The following is a 19,464-nucleotide window of genomic DNA, read 5'->3' on the forward strand; positions in this document are numbered from 1 at the left end:
GAGCTCACGGGAGAGCCCGCCCCGCCGGTAGGCAGGACGGGCTCCTCGCCGGTGCGGGGCGGCTAGTCGGTCGACGCCAGGAGCTTCGCCCGCAGTTCACGGCGCTCGCGCTGTTTCGCCGGATCGGGCAGCGGAACGGCCGCCAGCAGCCGCTGGGTGTACGGGTCCTGCGGGCTGCGGAGGATCTGGTCACGGGTGCCCTGCTCCACGATCCGTCCGCGCTTCATCACGCAGATGTAGTCCGCGAGCACGTCGACGACGGCGAGGTCGTGGGTGACGAACAGGCAGGCGAAACCGAGTTCGCGCTGCAGGTTCTGGAAGAGCTCGAGGACCTTCGCCTGCACGGACACGTCCAGGGCCGACGTCGGCTCGTCCGCGACCATCAGCTTCGGCTTCAGCGACAGCGCCCGCGCGATGCCCACGCGCTGCTTCTGACCGCCGGAGAGTTCGTGGGGATACCGGTTGCGGTAGGAGCGCGGCAGCTCCACCTGGTCGAGCAGCGTCTCGATGCGCTTCTGCAGCTCACCGCCCTTGGCCTCACCCGCGAGGAACATCGGCTCACCGATGCTCTCGCCGATCGGCAACCGGGGATTCAGCGACGACGACGGGTCCTGGAACACCATCCCGACATGGCGCCGCACCGCCACGAGCTCCCTGGACGTGGGCCGGAGACCGGAGATGTCGGTACCCACGACCTTCAGCGACCCGGCGGCCACGGGCAGCAGGCCGACGGCGGCCCTGCCGATGGTGGTCTTGCCGGAGCCCGATTCGCCGACGAGCCCGATGACCTGGCCGGGGTAGACGGTGAGGTTCGCGCCCTCCACCGCCCGGAAGGCCGGGACCCGACCCTGCTTCGGGTACTCGATGGCGACGTCGACGAGCTCGAGCACCGGCGCGGTGGCCGGAGGGGCCACCGCGTCCTCGGCCGGGAGTTGGGCGAGGACCTCCTGCTCACGCCGTTCCAGCTCGTCGTGATCGATCGTCTGCAGCTCCGTGTGGGTCGCCGCCGCCAGCGCCGCGGTGATGTCGACGTCGTCGTCCCCGTCCCCCTGCCCGAGGTGGGGCACGGCGGCGAGCAGCGCCTTCGTGTACTCGTGCTGCGGAGCGTTGAAGATCTGCTCCGCCGTGCCGGTCTCCACGATGCGTCCCTTGCGCATCACGGCGATCCTGTCGGCGAGGTCCGCCACCACGCCCATGTCGTGCGTGATCAGCACGATCGCGCTGTTGAGCTGGTTCCGCAGGTTGCGCATGAGGTCGAGGATCTCGGCCTGCACGGTGACGTCGAGGGCCGTGGTCGGCTCATCGGCGATCAGGAGCTTGGGGTCGCAGGACAGCGACTGGGCGATCATCGCGCGCTGACGCTGGCCGCCGGAGAGCTGGTGCGGGTAGGAGCGGAACGCCTTGTCGGGGTCCGGAAGCTCGACCATCTGCAGCAGGCGCAACGCCCGCTGCCTGGCCTCGTCCGGGGAGATCTCGTTGTGCAGGCGCAGCGTCTCGACGATCTGGAACCCGACGGTGTACACGGGGTTCAGGGCGGTCATGGGCTCCTGAAAGATGACCGCGACGTCGTTGCCGCGGATCTGCCGCAGCTTCGCCGGCGACATCGTCAGCACGGACGTGCCGTTGAGCAGCACCTCACCCGTGACGCGGCTGTTGGAGGGCAGCAAACCGAGCAGCGACATGGAGCTGGCGCTCTTGCCCGAGCCGGACTCCCCCACGATCGCCAGCACCTCGCCGGCCCTCACCTCGTAGTTGAGGTCGATCGCCGCCGGGACCCACTTCTTGTCCACGCCGAAGTCGACGCTGAGGTTGCGGACCTCGAGCACGGGCCCCTGGGACGCGTCGCGGTCCGCGCCGGTGTCACCGGTGCCGCCGATTACCTGGGTACTCATGAGGGGATCTCCTTCGTGACGGAGGCACCGCGCGGGCGCGCAGCCTCCTGGATTGCCGCGCGCGGCTGCGGTGCTGGGACTATTGAGCCATGGAGAGCTCGAGGGAAGTGGCAGGGGTTACCGTGTTCAAACCGCGCACCGGTGTCTGGTTCACGGGGGTCGCTGTCCTCGTCGCTGCGGGCGGACTCGCGTCGGTCGTGGCGACCGAGGGCGCGGGCCGCCTGCTCGCGGGCTGGCCGCTCGTCGGAATCGCCTACCTCGGCTGGTGGCTGTTCTGGTACCCGGCGGTCGTCCTCGCGGAGGACGCCGTGACCCTCCGCAACCCGCTGGCGACCGTCCGCGTCCCCTGGGCCGCGCTGATCGATGTGGACACCAAGTACGCCCTGAAGCTCGTGACGCCCACCGGTGCCTTCACCGCCTGGGCCGCGCCTGCTCCGGGAGTCTGGGGAACCCACGCGGGGAAGCCCGAGCACGTGACCAATCTGCCGTCCACGAGTTACGGCCCCGGAGGGTCCATCCGCCCGGGCGATCTCAAGAACACGGATTCCGGCTACGCGGCGTACCTGGTCCGCTCGCGCTGGCAGGACTTGGTGGAGAGCGGCGCGCTCGATGTCGACCACCCGGAACGCGCCCGACGCTCCTGGAATCTCCCGCATCTCGCCGTGGCGGTGGTCCTGGTCGCCGCGGGCGCCGCGTCGCTGAACCTCGCGTCCTAGGAAGCTCCTCACGCCGCGGCGGGCTTCTCTGCGTCCTTGGCCCGGTTGGCGTTGAACTTCTTCTGCCGCGGGTCGAAGGCGTCGCGCAGTCCGTCGCCGATGAAGTTGATGCACAGGCAGATGAGCACGATGAACAGCCCGGGGAACCAGAACAGCCACGGACGCGTCTGGAACGCCTCCTGGTTCTGGCTGATGATCAGGCCCAGGGACACATCGGGTGCCTTCACGCCGAACCCGATGTAGCTCAGCGCTGTCTCGAGCAGGATGCCCGCGGACATGAGCAGCGTGGTGTTCACGATGATCACACCGACGGCGTTCGGCAGGATGTGCTTGAAGATGATGCGGGTGTTGGACGCGCCGGCGATCTTCGCCGCGTCGACGAACTCGCGCTCCCGCAGCGTGAGGAACTCGCCGCGGACCAGGCGGGCGAGGCCCGTCCAGGCGATCAGGCCGAGGAAGATGCCGAGCAGCCACACCTGGGCGCCGCTGCCGACGAACCGGTTGACGGACTCGCCCAGCGTCGCCGCGATCAGGACCAGGGGGATGATGATGATGATGTCGGTGAAGCGCATCAGCACCGCCTCGGTCCAGCCCCGGAAGTAGCCGGAGCACGCCCCGACCACGACGCCGACGAGGCACGCGAGAGCGCCGATGAGGAACATGATGATGATCGAGTTCTGCGCCCCGCGCATCGTCATCGCGAAGTAGTCGCGACCGATGGAATCCTGCCCGAACGGGTGCTCACCCCAGCTGAACGGCCCGGTGACGGTCGGGGCACCTCCGTTGAGCAGGGCGACGAATTCGGTGTGGTTGTACTTCCACCAGCCGGGGATGCCCGCGAACCCGACGGACGTGAACGCGAGGACGAAGATGATGGCGAACACGATGAGGCTGATGATCGCGGCCGTGTTGTCGAAGAACTTCCTGCGGACGATCTGCCCCTGGGACAGGCCCTTCGCCTCGGCCTCCGGGGCGGGGTGGGTGGGACCGGTGATGGTCCCCGCTTCTCCGCCGGGCAGGTCGGAGGGAGTCTGAGTGCTCATGCTTTCACCCTTACACGAGGATCGAGGAACGAATACACGATGTCGGCCACCAGGTTGAAGACCAGCGCCAGGATGCCGGCCACGAGGAAGAAGCCCATGATCGGATCCGGGTCGGTGCGCTGCAGCGCCTGCACGAAGAGCTGCCCCATCCCTGCGAAGGCGAACACCTGCTCCGTGATGATGGCACCGCCGATCAGGGCGCCGATGTCGAACGCGACGAGGGTCGCGAGGGGGATGAGCGCGTTGCGGAAGGCGTGCCGCATGACCACGGTCCGCTCGCTGAGGCCCTTCGCGCGCGCCGTGCGGATGTAGTCCATGTTCATGATCTCCAGCATCGATGCGCGGGAGTACCGGCTGTAGCTCGCGAGCGAGGCGAGCAGCAGTGCGAGGGTGGGCAGGAGCAGATGCGTGAATGTGTCGAGACCCGTGACCCAGAAGGTCCCCTCGAGCCCGGGCGTCTCGGCGCCCACGGTGGCGATCGGCCTCCCCCGCACGCGCGAGTTGCTGACGTAGGACGGCCACGTGACCATGAAACGGTCCACCACGATCAGCAGGCCCATGAGCAGGCCGGTGATGGCCGCCGCCCGCATGCTCTGACCGCGGTCGTACCCGCCCATGACGTAGCCGACCGCCATGCCGACGAGCACCGTGAGGATCGCGAGGACGACGATCATCCAGATCGTCGCGGCGTTGAGGATCGGGTTGACGACGTAGTACGCCACCAGGCCGATCGCCACCATGATGAGGGACGAGTACAGGGCCTTCCGGTTGCGCAGCCCCGCGGTCAGCAGCACGATGCCGAAGGCGATACCGACGCCCGTGACAAGCATGACGATCGGCCCGAGCCCCGGCGAGGAGAACCAGTCGACGAGGTCCAGCACGAACAGGAGCGTCGCGGCGACGACGGCGCCCAGGACGAAGGCGATCCCCTTGCGCTTCCATGACCTGCTGGCGAACAGCGCCCAGATGAGGCCGCTGGCGATGGCGACGACGAGGATCGTCGAACCCGGTATCCGGGGATCGGCGAGGAAGTTGTTGAAGCCGATGGCGCCGAACTCCTTGAGGAGGACGGCGAGCCAGAAGATCGGCAGGGAGAAGAACAGGAAGGACATGAACGTGACGCCGTAGTCCAGTCCGCTGTACTGGCGCAGCGCGGTGATGATGCCAAGCGACACACCGATGATGATCGCCAGCACGGTGGCCGTGGTGACGAGCGTGATGGTGTTGCCCATCGCGCGGACGAGCGCCGTGGTCACGGCTTCACCCTGGATGCTCGATCCGAGGTCGCAGGTCGCCGCGAAGGGGATCAGGCACTTTGCGGCACCCGCCAGCCAGCCGAAGTAGCGCAGCGGAGCCGGCGTGTTGAGATCGAGAAGCTCCGTCCGCGCCTGGATGAGCTGCTCCCGGTTCGGGGCGTTGCTGGCCCGGAGCTCCTCGAGCGGATCGCCGGAGAGCGCCGTGAGCTGGTAGACCACGAAGGACGCACCGAACAGGATGAGGACGGCCGTCACCAGACGCCGAACGATGTAGGTCACCATAGATTTCGAGCCTCAATATCGGATTCGATGGGTCATTCCCGTGCTATCGCAGAAGTGTAGTGCAGGGTTTCAGGCCGCCGGGACGCGTCCGATCCCGCACTTCCGGGAACCTCTGTTCGGGCGCCGACCGGGCGGCACCCTCGCTGCAGGCGGCACAGACGAAGGCGCCGGGACAGGCGAGTTCTCCTGTCCCGGCGCCTTCTCGCTCAGAGCGGGTGTCCCGGTGGTCGAGCTACTGGGTGATTTCCCAATCCCAGAGGTTCCACCAGATGCCGGTCTGGTTCGGCATGTACTCGATGCCGCTGACGTTGTCGCTGTACGCGTCCACACCGGGCACCTGGAACAGGGGCAGTCCGTACTTCGAGTCCCAGATGAGCTTGTCGATCTGGACCTGCAGTTCGTCCTGTTTGTCGGGATCCGTGGTCACGACGAGCTCGTCCATCAGCTCGTCGGCCTCGGGGCTCGAGAATCCGTTGAAGTTGGAGCCTGCGCCCGACTTGAAGATCTGCGGTACGCCGGACACACCGACACCCGAGTTGATCCACCCGAAGATGGTCGCATCGTAGGTGCCGTTGCCGAGCGCCGCACTCCAGTCGGAGGCACCGAGCCCGCCGTCGACGACCTTGAAGCCGGCCTGCGAGGCCGACTCCGCGATCAGCGTGTAGGAGTTGAGGCGGTTCGGGTTGTCGCGGTTGTACATGATCCGGACCTCGGGTGTCGCCCCGTCGAGCAGCTCCTTCGCGCCCTCGATGTCGACCTCGTCGTAGGCGTCGGACCCGTTGGTCGAGGCGGCCTCCTCGTAAGGCTCCTGGTCGGCGAGGAACAGCTGCGAATCGAGCGGCGCCGCGTCGGGGTTCAGCTTCTTGATGATCGAGTCCACCAGCTGCTGGCGGGGCACCGTCTTCATGAAGGCTTCGCGGACGCTCTCGTCTGCGAAGACGCCGCTGAAGTTGAGGTCCAGGTGGTCGTAGGACAGCTCGTTGCCCCGCGACACGGTGACGCCCTCGACGGCTTCCAGCTGCTCGACGGTGTCAGCGGACGCCTGCGGCGCGATGATGTCCGCCTCGCCGTTCTGCAGGGCCTGGACCTGGGCAGGAGCCTCACCGATGTAGCGGACGGTGATCTCGTCCACCTTCGGGATGGGACCCCAGGTGTAGTCCTCGTTGCGAACGAGCGTCATGGACTGGTCCGGAGTCATGGCCGAGGCGATGAACGGACCGTTCGAGAGGAACAGCGACGGATCGGTCGGCAGCGACTTCGTGTCGAAACCGGCGTTCCAGAAATCGGCCAGTGCCTGCACCTCGGGGCGCTCGACGGGGTTCTCAGGGTCGCCTGCCGGCGTGGTCTCGATGAGCTCGATGAGCGCGTCCTCGTCGGCGAGGCCGCCCTTCTCGGCCACGACATGCGCCGGCGTCGAGATGCCGCCCTCGCTCATGAGGCCGAAGGCGACCTCGTAGTCGGCGAAGGGCTCGGAGTAGTTGAGCGTGATCGAGCGGCCGTCGTCGCCGATCTCCGGGAGCTCGGTGAGGGCGAGACCAGTGGTGTCGCCCGCGTAGTCGAAGTAGGTCGCACCCGACACGACTTCACCCGCCTCGTCGGTGGTGGAGTCGTTGAAGTATCCCGATCCGATGGCCCACGAGAGCAGCAGGTCTCCGCCGTCGACCGGTTCGCCGTCGGACCAGTTGACGCCCTCGTTGACCGTGTACTTGACGCTGAGCGGGTCCTCGGAGAGGACCTCCATGGAGCCGAATTCCTCGTTCTTGACGACCTTCAGGTCATTGTCGATGTAGACGAACCCGGAGTGGGTCGCATAGGCGATCCGGCCGTTGATGTCCGAGTTACCCTCGGAACTGTTCGAGTTGAACGAACTGAAGCCGTTCACCTCGACGACCCGGATATTTCCGCCCGTCGCTTCGCCCTCGGCGCTCTCCTCGGGTGCTTCAGCACCCGTGTTGGCAGCGCAGGCGCTCAATGCGAGTGCTGCGACAGCAGCGACGCCCAAAGCTTTGGAAGTACGTCCGAAACGCATTCCGCCTCCTAATTCATAGTGTGGTTCCAGCTTCACGCGGTGTTGCATGACAGCCGACACGCGACCCGAGAGGGTGACGCCACTCACGTGAGCAAAAGCCTAAGTGCACTCTGTTACCAACAGGTACCTCTGGGACATCCGCCCGAGTGTTGTTATCGAGCTGCAACCAAATGGTCAGAGGCCTTCGCCACTGCATCTGCGGCAACACCTGGTCGTCCCTTCGGTCCCCGGCGTGCTGAGGGCGACTCCTGCTTGAAATGGCGCCGTGCGCGGTGTTTTGCTGGGGAGGCCGGTACCGCCGGCCGGGTGTCGCCGTCGTGCGAGGAAGCTGCAGCGGCGCACTGTCGACGACACGGGACGGACGTGAAGCGGGATGGCGTGGCTCTTCGTGGACATGCACGCGGCGGTCTGGGACGACGACGCCGATGTCCAGGCGGCGATCGGAGCGCTCAAGGTCCGGCTGGACCAGCATGCCGAGGTGCACCTGTCGATCCAGAGCAGGGGCCTGAAGGGGCCGGTCTTCGTCATCACCAGGGAGACGGTGCTCAGCTCCCCCGAGCTGAGCAATCGCTTCAACGCCGACCTGTTCGCCGAGCTCACGACGCCGACCGCGCGGAACAGCCCGACCATCCACTGGTTCTCGGACGGGCGCGGCTTCGTCTCGGAGACGAACAGCCGCATGTGGTGAGGAGCCGGCCCTCCCCGTTCTCCCAGCCGGCGTGGCATCCGGCGCATAGGCTGGGATCAGTCGTCCACTGACCCGATCTTCCGGAGGAAGCCATGCCCGTCAGTCCTCGCCCGCTGCGCAAGCTCGGCTTCCTCACGATCGGCCTGTTCGATCCGGTGGATCCGGCCGCCGGGCATGAGTCGACCCTGCGGATCATCGAACTCGGAGAACGGTTGGGGTTCGACAGCGCCTGGTTGCGCCACCGTCACCTGCAGTTCGGGATCTCCTCCCCGATCGCGATGATGGCCGCTGCGAGCCAGCGGACCTCCCGGATCGAGATCGGCACCGCGGTGACCCCGCTGGGCTGGGAGAATCCGCTGCGCCTGGCCGAGGACCTTGCCACCGTCGACCTGCTCGCCGGTGGGCGGATCAACCCCGGCCTGAGCGTGGGGGAACCGATGCACTACGACACGGTGAAGGACGAGCTGTACCCGGACTCGGCGGATCTGGAGGACTTCGGCTACGCACGCGTGGCACGGCTCGCCCGGATGATCGCGGGGGAGCCGGTCCGGAAGTTCTCCGGCCGGCAGGGCGTCGTCGAGGAGTTCTCCGACCGCGTGGAGCCACACTCCCCCGGACTGCGTCGACGTCTCTGGTATGGAGCGGGCAGCAGCAGATCGGCAGTCTGGGCCGGGGCCAACGGCTTCCATCTGCTCTCCAGCAGCGTGATCTTCCCCGACCCGGACCAGGAACCGGATTTCGCCCGCATCCAGCAAGCCCAGATCCTCGCCTACCGCGAAGCCGCCGCGGCTTCATCCGCCGCGCCTGGTCCGGCCCGCGTCTCGCAGGGCCTGGTGGTGATCCCGACCGACTCTGCGTCATCGGACCAGCGCGAGAAGTACCAGCGGTACGTCGATGCACGCGTGCCCCGCACGAGGTCGCCGCAGGGGCCCAAGGGCATGCTGTTCGCCCCGGACCTCATCGGTACCAGCGCTGAGATCGCGGAGCAGCTGTACGCGCACGCGGGGTTCCAGGAGGTCGACGAGGTCGCGTTCGCCCTGCCCTTCAGCTTCGACCACGAGGACTACGTCCAGATCCTCACCGACATCGCCGGAAAGTTGGGGCCGGCTCTCGGGTGGGCTCCCGCCGGCGTCGGTCAGGCCGTCCGGTAGCTTCCGCGTAGCGGTTCGCGGAGCGGGAGTACACGTCGGCGGTCGATGCGACGGAATCCGACGGGGCGGCGGGGCTTGGTCTACCGTTGGGACTGACCGATTCGACCACGGAGGCATCCTTGGCGACCCTGCACACACGCGCACCGGCTGCTCCGTCGACCCGATCCGGAGCCATCGACGCCCTCCGCGTCCTCGCGGTCGTCGCGGTCGTGACCGGTCACGTGTGGGCGGGACCGCTCATCGACGCCGGCCTCTACACCTGGCACGTCCCCGCGTTCTTCGTGCTCTCCGGGTACCTCTGGAAGAACCGCGAACCGCACTCACGAGGGGCTGTCGCAACGGAGGCGAAGAAACGCCTCAGGACCATCATGACGCCCTACGTCGCATGGTTGGTCCTGACCCTCCTCGTCCACGTCCCCCTCCACATCAAGCGCGGCACGCTGACGACCGACGCCGTGACACTGCCCCTCATCGGCGGGTCCCTCAACGCGGGGCCTTTCGGTGCCTACTGGTTCATGAGTGCCCTGTTCGTCTCCGCCGTCATGTTCCGGGCGCTGGAGCGGGTTCCCCTTGCCCTCCGGGTCGCACTCATCGCGGCGATCACGGCGGTCACCTACCTGTTCGGGGACGTCCTCGCCCGGCTCCCCCTGTCGCTCGGGGTTGCCGGCGCCGCGCTGATCTTCCTGCTCGCCGGTCAGGGACTCCGGCGCGTCCGGAGTCGGGTGGAAGCGCCGATCCGGTTCGGCGCAGCGTGCCTCGTCGCGGGGGCCACACCTGTCGTCGCCGGAGTGTCTGCGCCACTGGACATGAAGTACAACGAGCTCGGCACTCCGGTCCTCAGCATCGTCGTGGCGGTGCTCATCAGCTCCGGCCTCGTCCTGATCCTCGAGGGCGTGTTCGCCCGGCTGCCGGCACGGGTCCACGTCCTGTCCACCAGGCTCGCCGCGGGTTGCCTGATGGTGGTGCTGACCCACACCTACGTGCTGTGGTTGCTCGCTGTCCCCGACACGGAGCGGCCGTTGTGGGTGCTGATCGCGGCACTGGCTTTGCCGTGGGCCGTCGCGATGACCCTCCACCGGACGCCGCTCTCTCCCGTCCTCCTCGGAGCACCACGCGCCAGCTGAACAGAACTACCTGCACCGGCGCGCGGGTCCTGACGCTCGGCCGGGCAGCCAGCCCGTACCCCGGCTCGTGCGGCCGGGCACGATGTCGTGCGCGTGGTTCAGGGTCGATCTGGCAGTGCCGCCGGGCGTGACCATCAGCGATGGTGCCGTTCTGGGGGGAATGCAGTCGTCGCGGGAGACCCCCCGTGGGAGCGTGCCACCCCGGCTCCTCGAGAATCGAGGATCCCTAGCGCCCCAGCGAGCGACCGAGCTTCCGGATGGCGGCATCGTAGGCCTCGTCCCAGGTCCAGCCCGCCGCCGGCGCTCCGGCCAGCTCCAGTGACACCAGCCCGTGGACCTGCCCCCACACGACTCCGACCATCGAGGCGATCTCATGATCCGCTGCTCCAGGCAATGCTGCGGCAACCGCGCTGAACAACGGCATGATCGACGGCTCGGCGGCAGCCGGCGTCGGCTGACACGGCACCTGGCCGGCCAGAGGGCCGGCGAACATCAGGCCGTAGAGGATCGGATGCTCCAGCGCCCAGGTCCGGTAGGCCCGGCCCAGGGCTTCGAGGCCGCCCGCCACGGCCTCCTGCTGGGAGGCCGCGAAGGAAGCAAAGCCGTCGTCGAGTACGGCAGTCAACAGTTCCGCCTTGCCTCCGAAGAGTGAATACACCGCCGTCGTCGACGTCCCGGCAGTAGCGGCGATGGTGCGCAGCGACACGGAGGCGGCGCCGTCGCGGGCGATGAGGGCGGCTGCGGTGTCGAGCAGCCTGCGTCGCAGGGTCTCGTCATGGGCGATGGGTCTTGCCATGGGACCAGTATTCCATAACACTGTTTCATAACAGCGTTATGACAGGAGAAGCACATGACGAACCAAGTGCACGCAGGACGTTTCACAGCAGACCCCGAGGGTGGCCCGGTGACGGTCTTCCTGATCGGAATGCGCGTCAACCGATGGTGGAAGTTCGGGACGGTGGCACGGGTGGGCGCGGCCATGCCGAGGATGCTCGCCCATCTGGCCGCAACGCCGGAGGCCGGTCTTCTGAGCTACCAGCAGTGGATCGGCCGGACCACCATCATCGTCAGCTACTGGAAGAGCCCGGAGCATCTGCAGCGGTTCGCGGCCGACCGGTCGGCGCCGCACCTGGAGCCCTGGCGCCGGTTCATGCGCGAATCCGCCGGCACCGGCGACGTCGGCGTGTGGCACGAAACATACGAGACGATGCCGGGTGGCAGGGAAAGCGTGTACAGCGACATGCCCGTCTTCGGACTGGCAGCGGCCACGGGCCATGTACCGGTAGGAGCGGGACTGAACACCGCGCGCCAGCGCCTTAATGCGGACGAGGTCGGGCGGCGCCTGCCGGAGTGAGCCGTTCCCGCCAGATCTCGCAGAAGAACCCGCCCAGCGGAAGAGACCTCCGACGCCGGCGCCGTGCAGGACCGGGCCACCCGCCAGCGTCATCGGCGGATCGCTTCGCGATCGCGTCATGCACGGGGCGCTTCCTCCTCCGTGCCTTCACCGTGTGCAACCGGCAGAGCACACTCTGAGTCAGTCCGGCACACGCGGCCCACGGTTCGGGCCGGCAAGGGCTATACGTTGAAGCGGAACTCCACCACGTTCCGTAGCCGAACAACCTTTCGGGTTTGCTCGGCCGGCCTTTGGGGGGGGGGCTTGATACTCGCTGTGCCCGAACCGTCAGGCTCGTCGACTGAAGGAACAAGACTTCCTACCCACGGTAATAGTGGAAACTGATCGCGAATCCGGTGTGGCTCTCTGACCACATGACGCAGCCCTGAGGGTTGCTGTCTTTCCCCTGACCTGTCCGCCGGCTCGCGATCGCTTCACGTGCTGATGGGCATGGCTTGATAGGAGCCTGACGAGATCCCCTCACCGTATTGCCGGCTCGTCCTGGCCGCGTGAAGATTCACCGTCATCGAAAGGCAGCTATGTCAGATATTCAAGCGCAGGATCGTCGCGTTGTGGTTGGGGTTGATACTCATGCTGACACCCATCACGTCGCCGTCGTCTCCGAGTACGGCAAGCCGATAGCCGACCACGCGTTCCCGACGGCCCCGGAATGAGGTTAGGGAGTGCTTTGACCTAGGTGACCATGCCGATGAGTTCGACGAGGGTCTGCGTGTGTCGTTTCATCGTCTCGACGAGCTACCTGTATCCAGGCTTTCAGGCGAAGACGTGTGATCATGTCTACCCTAAGTGGCCCCCCGAGGACGGTCGTTTCTGGCCCCAGGTAGTGGTTCGTTGGCGGGATGGGAAGTATCCGGGCTATTTACCCTCAGCAGATCTTTCGGTCACTTGGGGCCCCGATGAGGATGATCTTGAGCCATGGTGTGAGCGAGACGGTAGGAGCCGGTGCCGGTTTCGATGATCGCTTTGTTGAACGTGAGCCGGTCGACGATCGTGGCGCAGAGGCGCGGGTTTGTGAACGTTCTCGTTCAATCCGCCGTGCGTGTATGCCATCGCATAGGCCTCGGTACGGTTGGAAATGAATACTGAAGTGCCCGCTTGGGGAACAAAAACCGGTCCCGTCGTGGACCTGGTCGGCGCATACTGGGAGCACCCTAACGATGTCCCCGACCTCGTGTCGCGGACTCAGCCGGATACACCGACGAGCCTCGTGCACGGACGTGGGATTCCCTCCGGCCTTCAAGCAGCCGGGGGTCGGAGGGAAACTAACTGGTTCCCGGCTTCGTCCACGCGCCCCCCGCATGCCTCGCCGTTCCTGCTTCCGCGAGTAAATCAGCTTTCATCTCTCCAGGTCTCCCGGCGGCCTGTGCCGACCTCTAACTCGGGATGGTGGTCAGGGTGCCTTCTGCTGGTCAGGGAGTTGGGTTTCTGCTGGTATGACGAGGAGTTCGGCAATACGCCGACGGTCGACGCTGGTGACCTGCAGGGTCGCACCGTTCACCTCGATGGTGTCTCCTGGCGTTGCGAGCCGGCCGAGGCGGTCGAGAACAAAGCCGGCGACCGTGTCCCAGGTGCCGCGGGGCAGCTCGATGCCGGTGGCCTCGGCAAAGTCCTGCAGGTTCAGTCGCCCGTCCACAATGCCCCCACCTTCGGCGAGCCGTACCGGTGCTGAGTCGGTGTCGTACTCGTCGAAAATCTCTCCCACGACTTCCTCGACGAGGTCCTCCAGGGTGATGATGCCGTCGGTGCCGCCGTATTCGTCGATGACGACAGCGATGTGGGTGTTCTGGGCGCGTAGTTTTGTGAGTGTGGGCAGCACGCGTGCGGTTGCCGGTAGGTACGGGATGGGCCGAAGAACCTGCGCCAGGGGTGCCCTTGGGTCATGCGCCGCGGCGTCGTACAGGTCCCGCACGTGGACGAAGCCGGTGATGTCATCAATGGACTGATCCACTACCGGGTAGCGCGAGAACGGCAGGTCCCCAATGTGCGAGATCGCCTCGCCGACTGTGTCGCTGCTGGTAATCGTGACGACCTCGGGGCGGGGTCGCATGACTTCGCTGATCTGCCGGTCGCGTAGGGAGAGCACGTCGTCCAGGATGCGGCGTTCGTCCTCGGGCAGTCCTTCATGGCTGGTGACGATGTCCCGGAGCTCTTCCTCCGTCATCTCCTCACTGCGTCGGTGCGGGTCGCCGCCGAGGAGGCGGACCACCGCGTTCGTGGATACGGACAGTAACCAGATCACCGGTCGCATGAGCACCGCAAAGCCGTTCAGGACCGGTGCCACGGCATACGCGAACTGCACATTGCGCTGGATCGCCAAGCGTTTCGGTGCCAGCTCACCCAAAACGAGAGACAGGTACGCAACAATCAGCGTGAGCAGGATTGTGGCAACAGTGAGGGCGGCCGATTCGGCTAGCCCCAATGACACCAGCACGGGTGCGACAGCGGGTGCGATCGACGAGGCCCCGTACGCGGCCGACGCGAACCCGGCGACCGTCACACCGATCTGCACCGCGGACAGGAACCTGTTCGGGTTCCGAGCCAATTCGGCGACCTTCACACCCCGCTTGCCCCGCTGGCCTATCGCGTTGACCTGGCTATCACGCAGCGTCACCAGCGCCATCTCGGTCGCGGCGAACACACCACCAATGAGCACGAACACCACCACCAAGCTGATGTTCAGTACCAGCTCCCCGCTCATCGGGCCACCCTGAGAACAGGCGGCCGGCCCGGCCTGAACCGGGCACCGGGTCTATCGCAGTCGGACGACGATTCAGGGGAACGAGTCATATCACCACTCTAGGAACAGGACGCCGCCTCGGTCGACCTATGGTCACAAGGCAGCACATCGCTTCATCCGGGCAAGGAACACGCCCGCGGTCATCAGGACCGAGCAGAAGAAACGCAGGTCGTGGCATTCACGGGATCGCTCCCGCCCCGCCGCTGCCCACAGCCGGGACAGTTCTCATGGGTTATTCACCACGCCTTGACAGCAGGAACCATGGCGCCCGTCTGCACACATCTACCTCATGTCACCGGCATGGAAGAAGGCTCCTCGAACGGGCGGTGGCCGTGCACAGCCTCCTACCAGCGTGGTCGCGACCAGCGCCCGCTTGCTGGTAGTTAGCTGTCGGTACGGTCACGATTCCGCGTCTTACCCCCGAATCATTACTGTCAGCCGTTGACGGGTGTCTATGGTCGAAGGAACGAGTCCAACCGCTATTGCGTGAACCCCCCCTTCGTGTTCTGCTTCCGAGAGGCCTCTCATGACGTCGTACAGTTCAATCTTCGCTACCCCACACCGCACCTCCTGGGTTGTCGCATCCGCCTTCGTGATGGCTTTGGGCCTGACGGGATGCTCGAGCCCTGCGGAGGAAGATATGGACGCGATTGCCGTCGGGGAGGACGGATCGGTGGGCCAGGTGAAGCTCCTGAGCGTTCTGCTGGTCTCCGAACACGAGGGCGAGCCCGCCAGGTTACTGGGAACCCTGGACAACGAAACTGACGAAGACCTCGAGGTCACACTCAGCGACGAGGACGACAGTGTCACGGTCACTGTCGCCGCCAATGACCAGTACCCGTTCGACACCAACGAGGCAGTCTTCGACACAGCAGGAGACGCACCAGGGGCGAACACATCCCTCACGGCCGAGGCGGACGGCGAAACAACGGAACTCACGATCCCCGTCCTGGACGGGACACTCGAGCGATACCGGCCCTACCTGCCCGAGTGATCCCTTCAACATGCAGCTTCTCTGCGGTGCCTGCGGTGCCCGCCGTGCAGCTTCGCGGCCGACTCTTCGGGCGGTGGACTTTGACGTGTCTGCCGCTCGTGGGCGGGACGGCACCGTTGGCGGCGCGATTGCAGGATGACGATGGAAGGGGTGTTCTGGGATGAGCCGTGTGGTTGGGCGCTCTGTTCGGGAGTCGTTGCGCGCCCAGTTGTGGCCGGTCCCGTTGGCTGCGGTCCTGGTGGCGGTCGTCCTCGGGCAGGCTCTTCCGTTCCTCGATGAGCGCCTGGATGACCGGCTTCCAGCAGTGGTGTCCGGTGTGCTGTTCGGCGGAGGCCCGGAAGCGGCCCGGTCCTTACTGGAGACGATCGCCAGTTCCACCATCACCGTAACGTCGCTGACGTTTTCCCTGACGGTCGTGACCCTGCAACTGGCCAGCAGCCAGTTCTCCCCCCGCCTGCTGCGCACCTTCACCCGGGACCGCTTCGTTCACAACACGTTGGCGCTGTTCCTGGCGACCTTCGTGTTCGCGTTGACCGTCCTGAGAAGCATCCGCGTGGAAAGCAGCGCAGGCGCCAGCTTCGTGCCGGACATCGCCGTCACCACAGCGTTCCTCCTGACCCTTGCCAGCGTCGTCGGCCTCGTCCTGTTCCTGGCCCACCTCGCACGACAGATCCGGGTGGAAACGATGCTCCGCGACGTGCACCGCGAGACAGAGCACACCCTCGAGCGCATCTACCCCGAGCACGGGGACACAACACCCCGTGATGTGCGTCCTCCAACGGACAGCCTGCTGCTGCGAAGCCCGCGATCGGCTTTCCTGACCCGGGTCAACGAGGACGGCCTCCTAGATGTCGCTACCCGCTCGGGTGTTGTCGTCAGCGTCGACGTCAGCCCTGGAACTTCTCTCATCGAATCCGTTCCCGTCGGACGGTTCTGGACCACGGACGGAACCCCACTCGAGGATCAGCACTGCGAAGACGTGTCAGAGGAGATCCTCGAAGCTTTCAGCACAGGGTTTGAGCGCACCTCGAACCAGGATCCGTCGTTCGGGTTGCAGCAGCTCCTGGACGTGACTGACAAAGCGCTCTCCCCCGGAGTAAACGACCCCACGACCGCCGTCCACGCACTAGGTCACATCTCGGCATTGCTGTGCTCGCTCACCGGCCGGTCGACAGGGTCCCGCACACTCGTCGACCCCGAAGGGGTACCTCGGGTGAAGCTGCACCTGCCGACCTTCAACGATCTCCTGGAACTCGTCATGGATCAACTGATCACCTATGCCTTCACCGACCCGCGGACTGCAAATCGCACCATCGACATGCTCTCCGAGATCCACATCAAAGCCACCGTCACCGACCCGGACCCAACCATCACCACCCCGCTCAACGCGCAGCTCGACACACAGCTGCAGCGTGTCCGCACTGCTGTCGAGAACTCCCCCATGGACGACACGATCCAGCGAAACCTCACCGAGCGCATCGACGGCATCAGCACGACCATCAGCATCGGCCGGTAAAGGAGATCCTTGTGAGCGATGATCTGGACGTACCTCTGGGTGGACGGGAACTCGTTCTGCATACCAGGCACGAGGTCCTGTCGGTTGCCACAACAATGCTGGCGCAGGCCTCCGAGCGGATGTGCCTGCGCCAGCGGAGTTGCTTCTAGGCGGTGCTGGTCGCGTCCTGAACTTCGCCGACGAGTTCTTCGAGGATGTCCTCAAGGAAGAGCATGCCGGTGGTGTTGCCCTCGGCGTCGAAGACGCGAGCGATGTGGGCGCCGGTACGGCGCATGGTGGCCAGGGCGTCCTCGAGGTCGCTGCTGCGATACGCGGAGGCGAGCCTGCGAATACGCTTGGCCGGCACCGGCGCATTGAACGCCTCCGGGGTGGACAGATCCGTAACGTCTTTCAGATGAACGTAACCGACGGGTTCGGCGGCAACGGTGAGGATATACCGGGAGTATCCGTGCTCCCCTACGGTGCGCTGAATGTCCGCCGGGCTGGCCGTTTCGGGCAGGTGCACGATGTCCCCGATGGGAACCTCGACATCGGCGACAGTCTTGGACGTGAACTCAAACGCGTTGGTCAAGGTGCCGCTGCCATCGGCGAGGACACCTTCCCTGGTGGACTGCTCCACGATGGTTGCGACCTCATCGAGGGTGTAGGCGCTGGTCGCCTCATTCTTCGGTTCGACCTTGAACAGGCGCAGGATGCCGTTCGCGATGCCGTTCAGCGACCAGATGACTGGTCGGACGACCTTGGAAACGAACACCAGGGGTGGTGCCAGGATGAGGGCTGCTCGGGTCGGGACAGAGAACGAGATGTTCTTGGGGACCATCTCACCCAAAACCACGTGCAGGAACGTCACCAGCAGCAGGGCGATGATGAACGCGATCACACCGATGGCTTCGGGCGGGATCGGGGTCAGGGCCAGCGGGTACTCGAGCAGATGATGAATCGCCGGCTCGGACACGTTGAGAATGACGAGGGAACAGACGGTGATGCCGAGCTGGCTGGTCGCCAGCATGAGCGTGGCGTGTTCCATCGCCCACAGGGTGGTCTTCGCGGCCTTGCTGCCCTCCTCGGCGCGCGGCTCGATCTGGGAGCGACGGGCGGAGATCACAGCGAACTCGGCGCCGACGAAGAACGCATTGACCGCCAGGAGCACGACCAGCCAGATCAGTCCGGGCAGGTACTCACTCATGGGTCAGGTCCTTCGTCAGTTCATCGATTGTTCGGTCATGGCGGCTTTGTTGGACAGCCTGCGGATCCTGCGGGTAATCGGCCGGGTCGGTCGGGGTGAACCGGATGCGTTCGACGTGGGATCCGAGGACGCGCTCCACGCGCAGCACGCCGTCGCCGAGCGTGACTTCATCGCCTAGTTCCGGGATGCGGTCGAGTTCGTCGGTCATGTACCCGGCCAGGGTGTCGTAGTCCTCACCCTCGGGCACCTCAATACCGGTGCGCTCTCTCAGCTCGTCAGGGCGAAGTGACGCATCGAAGGTGATGGACTTGCCGGTGCGGATGACACCGACGCGGGTGCGGTCGTGTTCGTCCTCGAGTTCGCCCACGATTTCCTCGATGAGGTCCTCGAGGGTGACGATGCCGGCGGTGCCGCCGTGTTCATCAGTGACGATTGCGACCTGCAGGCCCTGTCCGCGCAGCAGGCCCAGGAGTGTGTCGACGCTCATGGATTCGGGTACCCGTAGGGGTTCGACCATCAGCTTCTCGGCCGTGGTGATGTTCCGCGCATCCAGGGGAACGGCGAAGGCCTGTTTGAGGTGGATGACGCCGCGGATGTCGTCGTTGTCCTGACCGATGACGGGGAACCGGGAGTACCCGGTCGTCACCGCGGTGGCTACGATCTCAGCCGCCGTGTCGGTGGTCCGTACGGACGTCATCCGCACGCGGGGGGTCATGACGTCATCGGCGGTGTGGTCCGAGAACAGCAGGGTGCGGTGCAGCAGTTCGGCGTGGTCCTGATCCAGGGAGCCTTCCAGGGCTGACCGACGCACCAGCGAGCTGAGTTCCTCGGCGCTGCGTGCACCGGAGAGCTCTTCCTTCGGCTCGATGCCGAAGGAGCGGATGATTTTGTTCGCCGTGTTGTTGAACAGCAGGATCACGGGCCTGAGGACCGTGGTGAACAGGGCCTGGAAGGGGACGACGAACTTCGCGGTCTGTCGGGGTAGGGCCAGGGCGAAGTTCTTCGGTACCAGCTCGCCGATGACCATGGAGAAGATCGTGGCCAGGAAAATGCCGGCGACGGCGCCGATGCCGGGCACGATCGCCTCTGGGACGCCCGCAGCTAGGAGGGGTCCGCGGAGCAGGGAGCTGATGGCGGGCTCGAATGTGTACCCGGTGAGCAGGGTCGTCAGGGTGATCCCGAGTTGCGCACTCGAGAGGTGCGTCGAGGTGATCTTCAACGCCTTGATGGTGGGCTTCAGGCCCTTTTCGCCGCGGGCGTCGCGGGCTTCGAGCTCGCCTCGGTCAAGGTTCACGAGGGCGAACTCGGAAGCCACGAACATGCCGGTACCGACGGTGAGGATCAGGCCGACGCCGATCATGACTAACTCATACAAGGTGCCGCCCCCCATCCTCGATCGGCCGAAAGTCCGGCATTCAAGCGGGTGAGGGGCATGG

15 protein-coding genes are annotated in these 19,464 nt (G+C 65.8%); 7 read left to right on the forward strand and 8 right to left on the reverse strand.

The window, feature by feature from the left end; all coding sequences use genetic code 11:
* Positions 1 to 62 precede the first annotated feature (62 nt).
* A complete protein-coding gene (locus tag AC0Z9V_RS05545; protein ID WP_485140954.1) occupies positions 63 to 1,892 on the reverse strand; it encodes an ABC transporter ATP-binding protein in 1,830 nt (609 codons plus the stop codon).
* Between the two features lie 122 nt (positions 1,893 to 2,014).
* Here AC0Z9V_RS05545 and AC0Z9V_RS05550 point away from each other — a divergent pair, with 122 nt between their 5' ends.
* Positions 2,015 to 2,608, forward strand: coding sequence for a PH domain-containing protein (locus tag AC0Z9V_RS05550; protein ID WP_485140955.1), 594 nt, complete (start codon positions 2,015 to 2,017; stop codon positions 2,606 to 2,608).
* Positions 2,609 to 2,616: 8 nt separating this feature from the next.
* Here AC0Z9V_RS05550 and AC0Z9V_RS05555 read toward each other — a convergent pair whose 3' ends face one another.
* The 3 genes from AC0Z9V_RS05555 to AC0Z9V_RS05565 all read right to left on the reverse strand — a co-directional run bounded on the left by AC0Z9V_RS05555 (position 2,617) and on the right by AC0Z9V_RS05565 (position 7,218).
* Positions 2,617 to 3,651, reverse strand: a complete 1,035-nt coding sequence (locus AC0Z9V_RS05555; protein ID WP_208741618.1) for an ABC transporter permease — start codon at positions 3,649 to 3,651, stop codon at positions 2,617 to 2,619.
* Positions 3,648 to 5,189 carry an ABC transporter permease gene (locus tag AC0Z9V_RS05560; RefSeq protein ID WP_485140956.1) on the reverse strand — a complete coding sequence of 514 codons (1,542 nt, stop codon included), beginning with the start codon at positions 5,187 to 5,189 and terminating at the stop codon, positions 3,648 to 3,650. The genes AC0Z9V_RS05555 and AC0Z9V_RS05560 overlap by 4 nt, the downstream gene beginning before the upstream one ends.
* Before the next feature lie 232 nt (positions 5,190 to 5,421).
* On the reverse strand, positions 5,422 to 7,218 hold the full coding sequence (locus tag AC0Z9V_RS05565) for an ABC transporter family substrate-binding protein (RefSeq protein ID WP_485140957.1): 1,797 nt from the start codon (positions 7,216 to 7,218) through the stop codon (positions 5,422 to 5,424).
* A gap of 373 nt (positions 7,219 to 7,591) precedes the next feature.
* On the opposite strand from AC0Z9V_RS05565, the gene AC0Z9V_RS05570 reads away from it, so the two are divergent.
* From AC0Z9V_RS05570 to AC0Z9V_RS05580, 3 genes are all read left to right on the forward strand, one after another.
* Positions 7,592 to 7,906: a hypothetical protein gene (locus tag AC0Z9V_RS05570; protein ID WP_485140958.1), complete on the forward strand. Its 315-nt coding sequence runs from the start codon at positions 7,592 to 7,594 to the stop codon at positions 7,904 to 7,906.
* Positions 7,907 to 7,998: 92 nt separating this feature from the next.
* Positions 7,999 to 9,057, forward strand: a complete 1,059-nt coding sequence (locus AC0Z9V_RS05575) for an LLM class flavin-dependent oxidoreductase (protein ID WP_485140959.1) — start codon at positions 7,999 to 8,001, stop codon at positions 9,055 to 9,057.
* A gap of 119 nt (positions 9,058 to 9,176) precedes the next feature.
* Complete coding sequence (locus AC0Z9V_RS05580) at positions 9,177 to 10,181, forward strand: acyltransferase family protein (protein ID WP_485140960.1); 1,005 nt, start codon at positions 9,177 to 9,179, stop codon at positions 10,179 to 10,181.
* 226 nt (positions 10,182 to 10,407) lie between these two features.
* Here AC0Z9V_RS05580 and AC0Z9V_RS05585 read toward each other — a convergent pair whose 3' ends face one another.
* Positions 10,408 to 10,977, reverse strand: coding sequence for a TetR/AcrR family transcriptional regulator (locus AC0Z9V_RS05585; protein WP_485140961.1), 570 nt, complete (start codon positions 10,975 to 10,977; stop codon positions 10,408 to 10,410).
* 54 nt (positions 10,978 to 11,031) lie between these two features.
* Between AC0Z9V_RS05585 and AC0Z9V_RS05590 the strand changes: the two genes are divergently transcribed.
* The gene (locus AC0Z9V_RS05590) at positions 11,032 to 11,535 is read left to right on the forward strand and encodes a DUF4188 domain-containing protein (RefSeq protein WP_208741624.1); all 504 of its coding nucleotides are present in this window, start codon (positions 11,032 to 11,034) and stop codon (positions 11,533 to 11,535) included.
* Positions 11,536 to 12,985: 1,450 nt separating this feature from the next.
* Here the strand turns inward: AC0Z9V_RS05590 and AC0Z9V_RS05595 are convergent.
* On the reverse strand, positions 12,986 to 14,293 hold the full coding sequence (locus AC0Z9V_RS05595; RefSeq protein ID WP_485140962.1) for a hemolysin family protein: 1,308 nt from the start codon (positions 14,291 to 14,293) through the stop codon (positions 12,986 to 12,988).
* Between the two features lie 679 nt (positions 14,294 to 14,972).
* Between AC0Z9V_RS05595 and AC0Z9V_RS05600 the strand changes: the two genes are divergently transcribed.
* Together AC0Z9V_RS05600 and AC0Z9V_RS05605 are read left to right on the forward strand one after the other, a co-directional pair.
* Positions 14,973 to 15,326 (forward strand): hypothetical protein, encoded by a 354-nt coding sequence (locus AC0Z9V_RS05600; protein ID WP_485140963.1) that lies wholly within the window; start codon positions 14,973 to 14,975, stop codon positions 15,324 to 15,326.
* 196 nt (positions 15,327 to 15,522) lie between these two features.
* A complete protein-coding gene (locus tag AC0Z9V_RS05605; RefSeq protein WP_485140964.1) occupies positions 15,523 to 16,842 on the forward strand; it encodes a DUF2254 domain-containing protein in 1,320 nt (439 codons plus the stop codon).
* Positions 16,843 to 16,987: 145 nt separating this feature from the next.
* Here the strand turns inward: AC0Z9V_RS05605 and AC0Z9V_RS05610 are convergent, their stop codons facing one another.
* Complete coding sequence (locus tag AC0Z9V_RS05610) at positions 16,988 to 18,028, reverse strand: hemolysin family protein (protein ID WP_485140965.1); 1,041 nt, start codon at positions 18,026 to 18,028, stop codon at positions 16,988 to 16,990.
* Positions 18,021 to 19,403, reverse strand: coding sequence for a hemolysin family protein (locus AC0Z9V_RS05615; protein ID WP_485140966.1), 1,383 nt, complete (start codon positions 19,401 to 19,403; stop codon positions 18,021 to 18,023). The genes AC0Z9V_RS05610 and AC0Z9V_RS05615 overlap by 8 nt, the downstream gene beginning before the upstream one ends.
* Between the last annotated feature and the right edge of the window lie 61 nt (positions 19,404 to 19,464).

The organism is Arthrobacter sp. UYP4 (assembly GCF_057291175.1).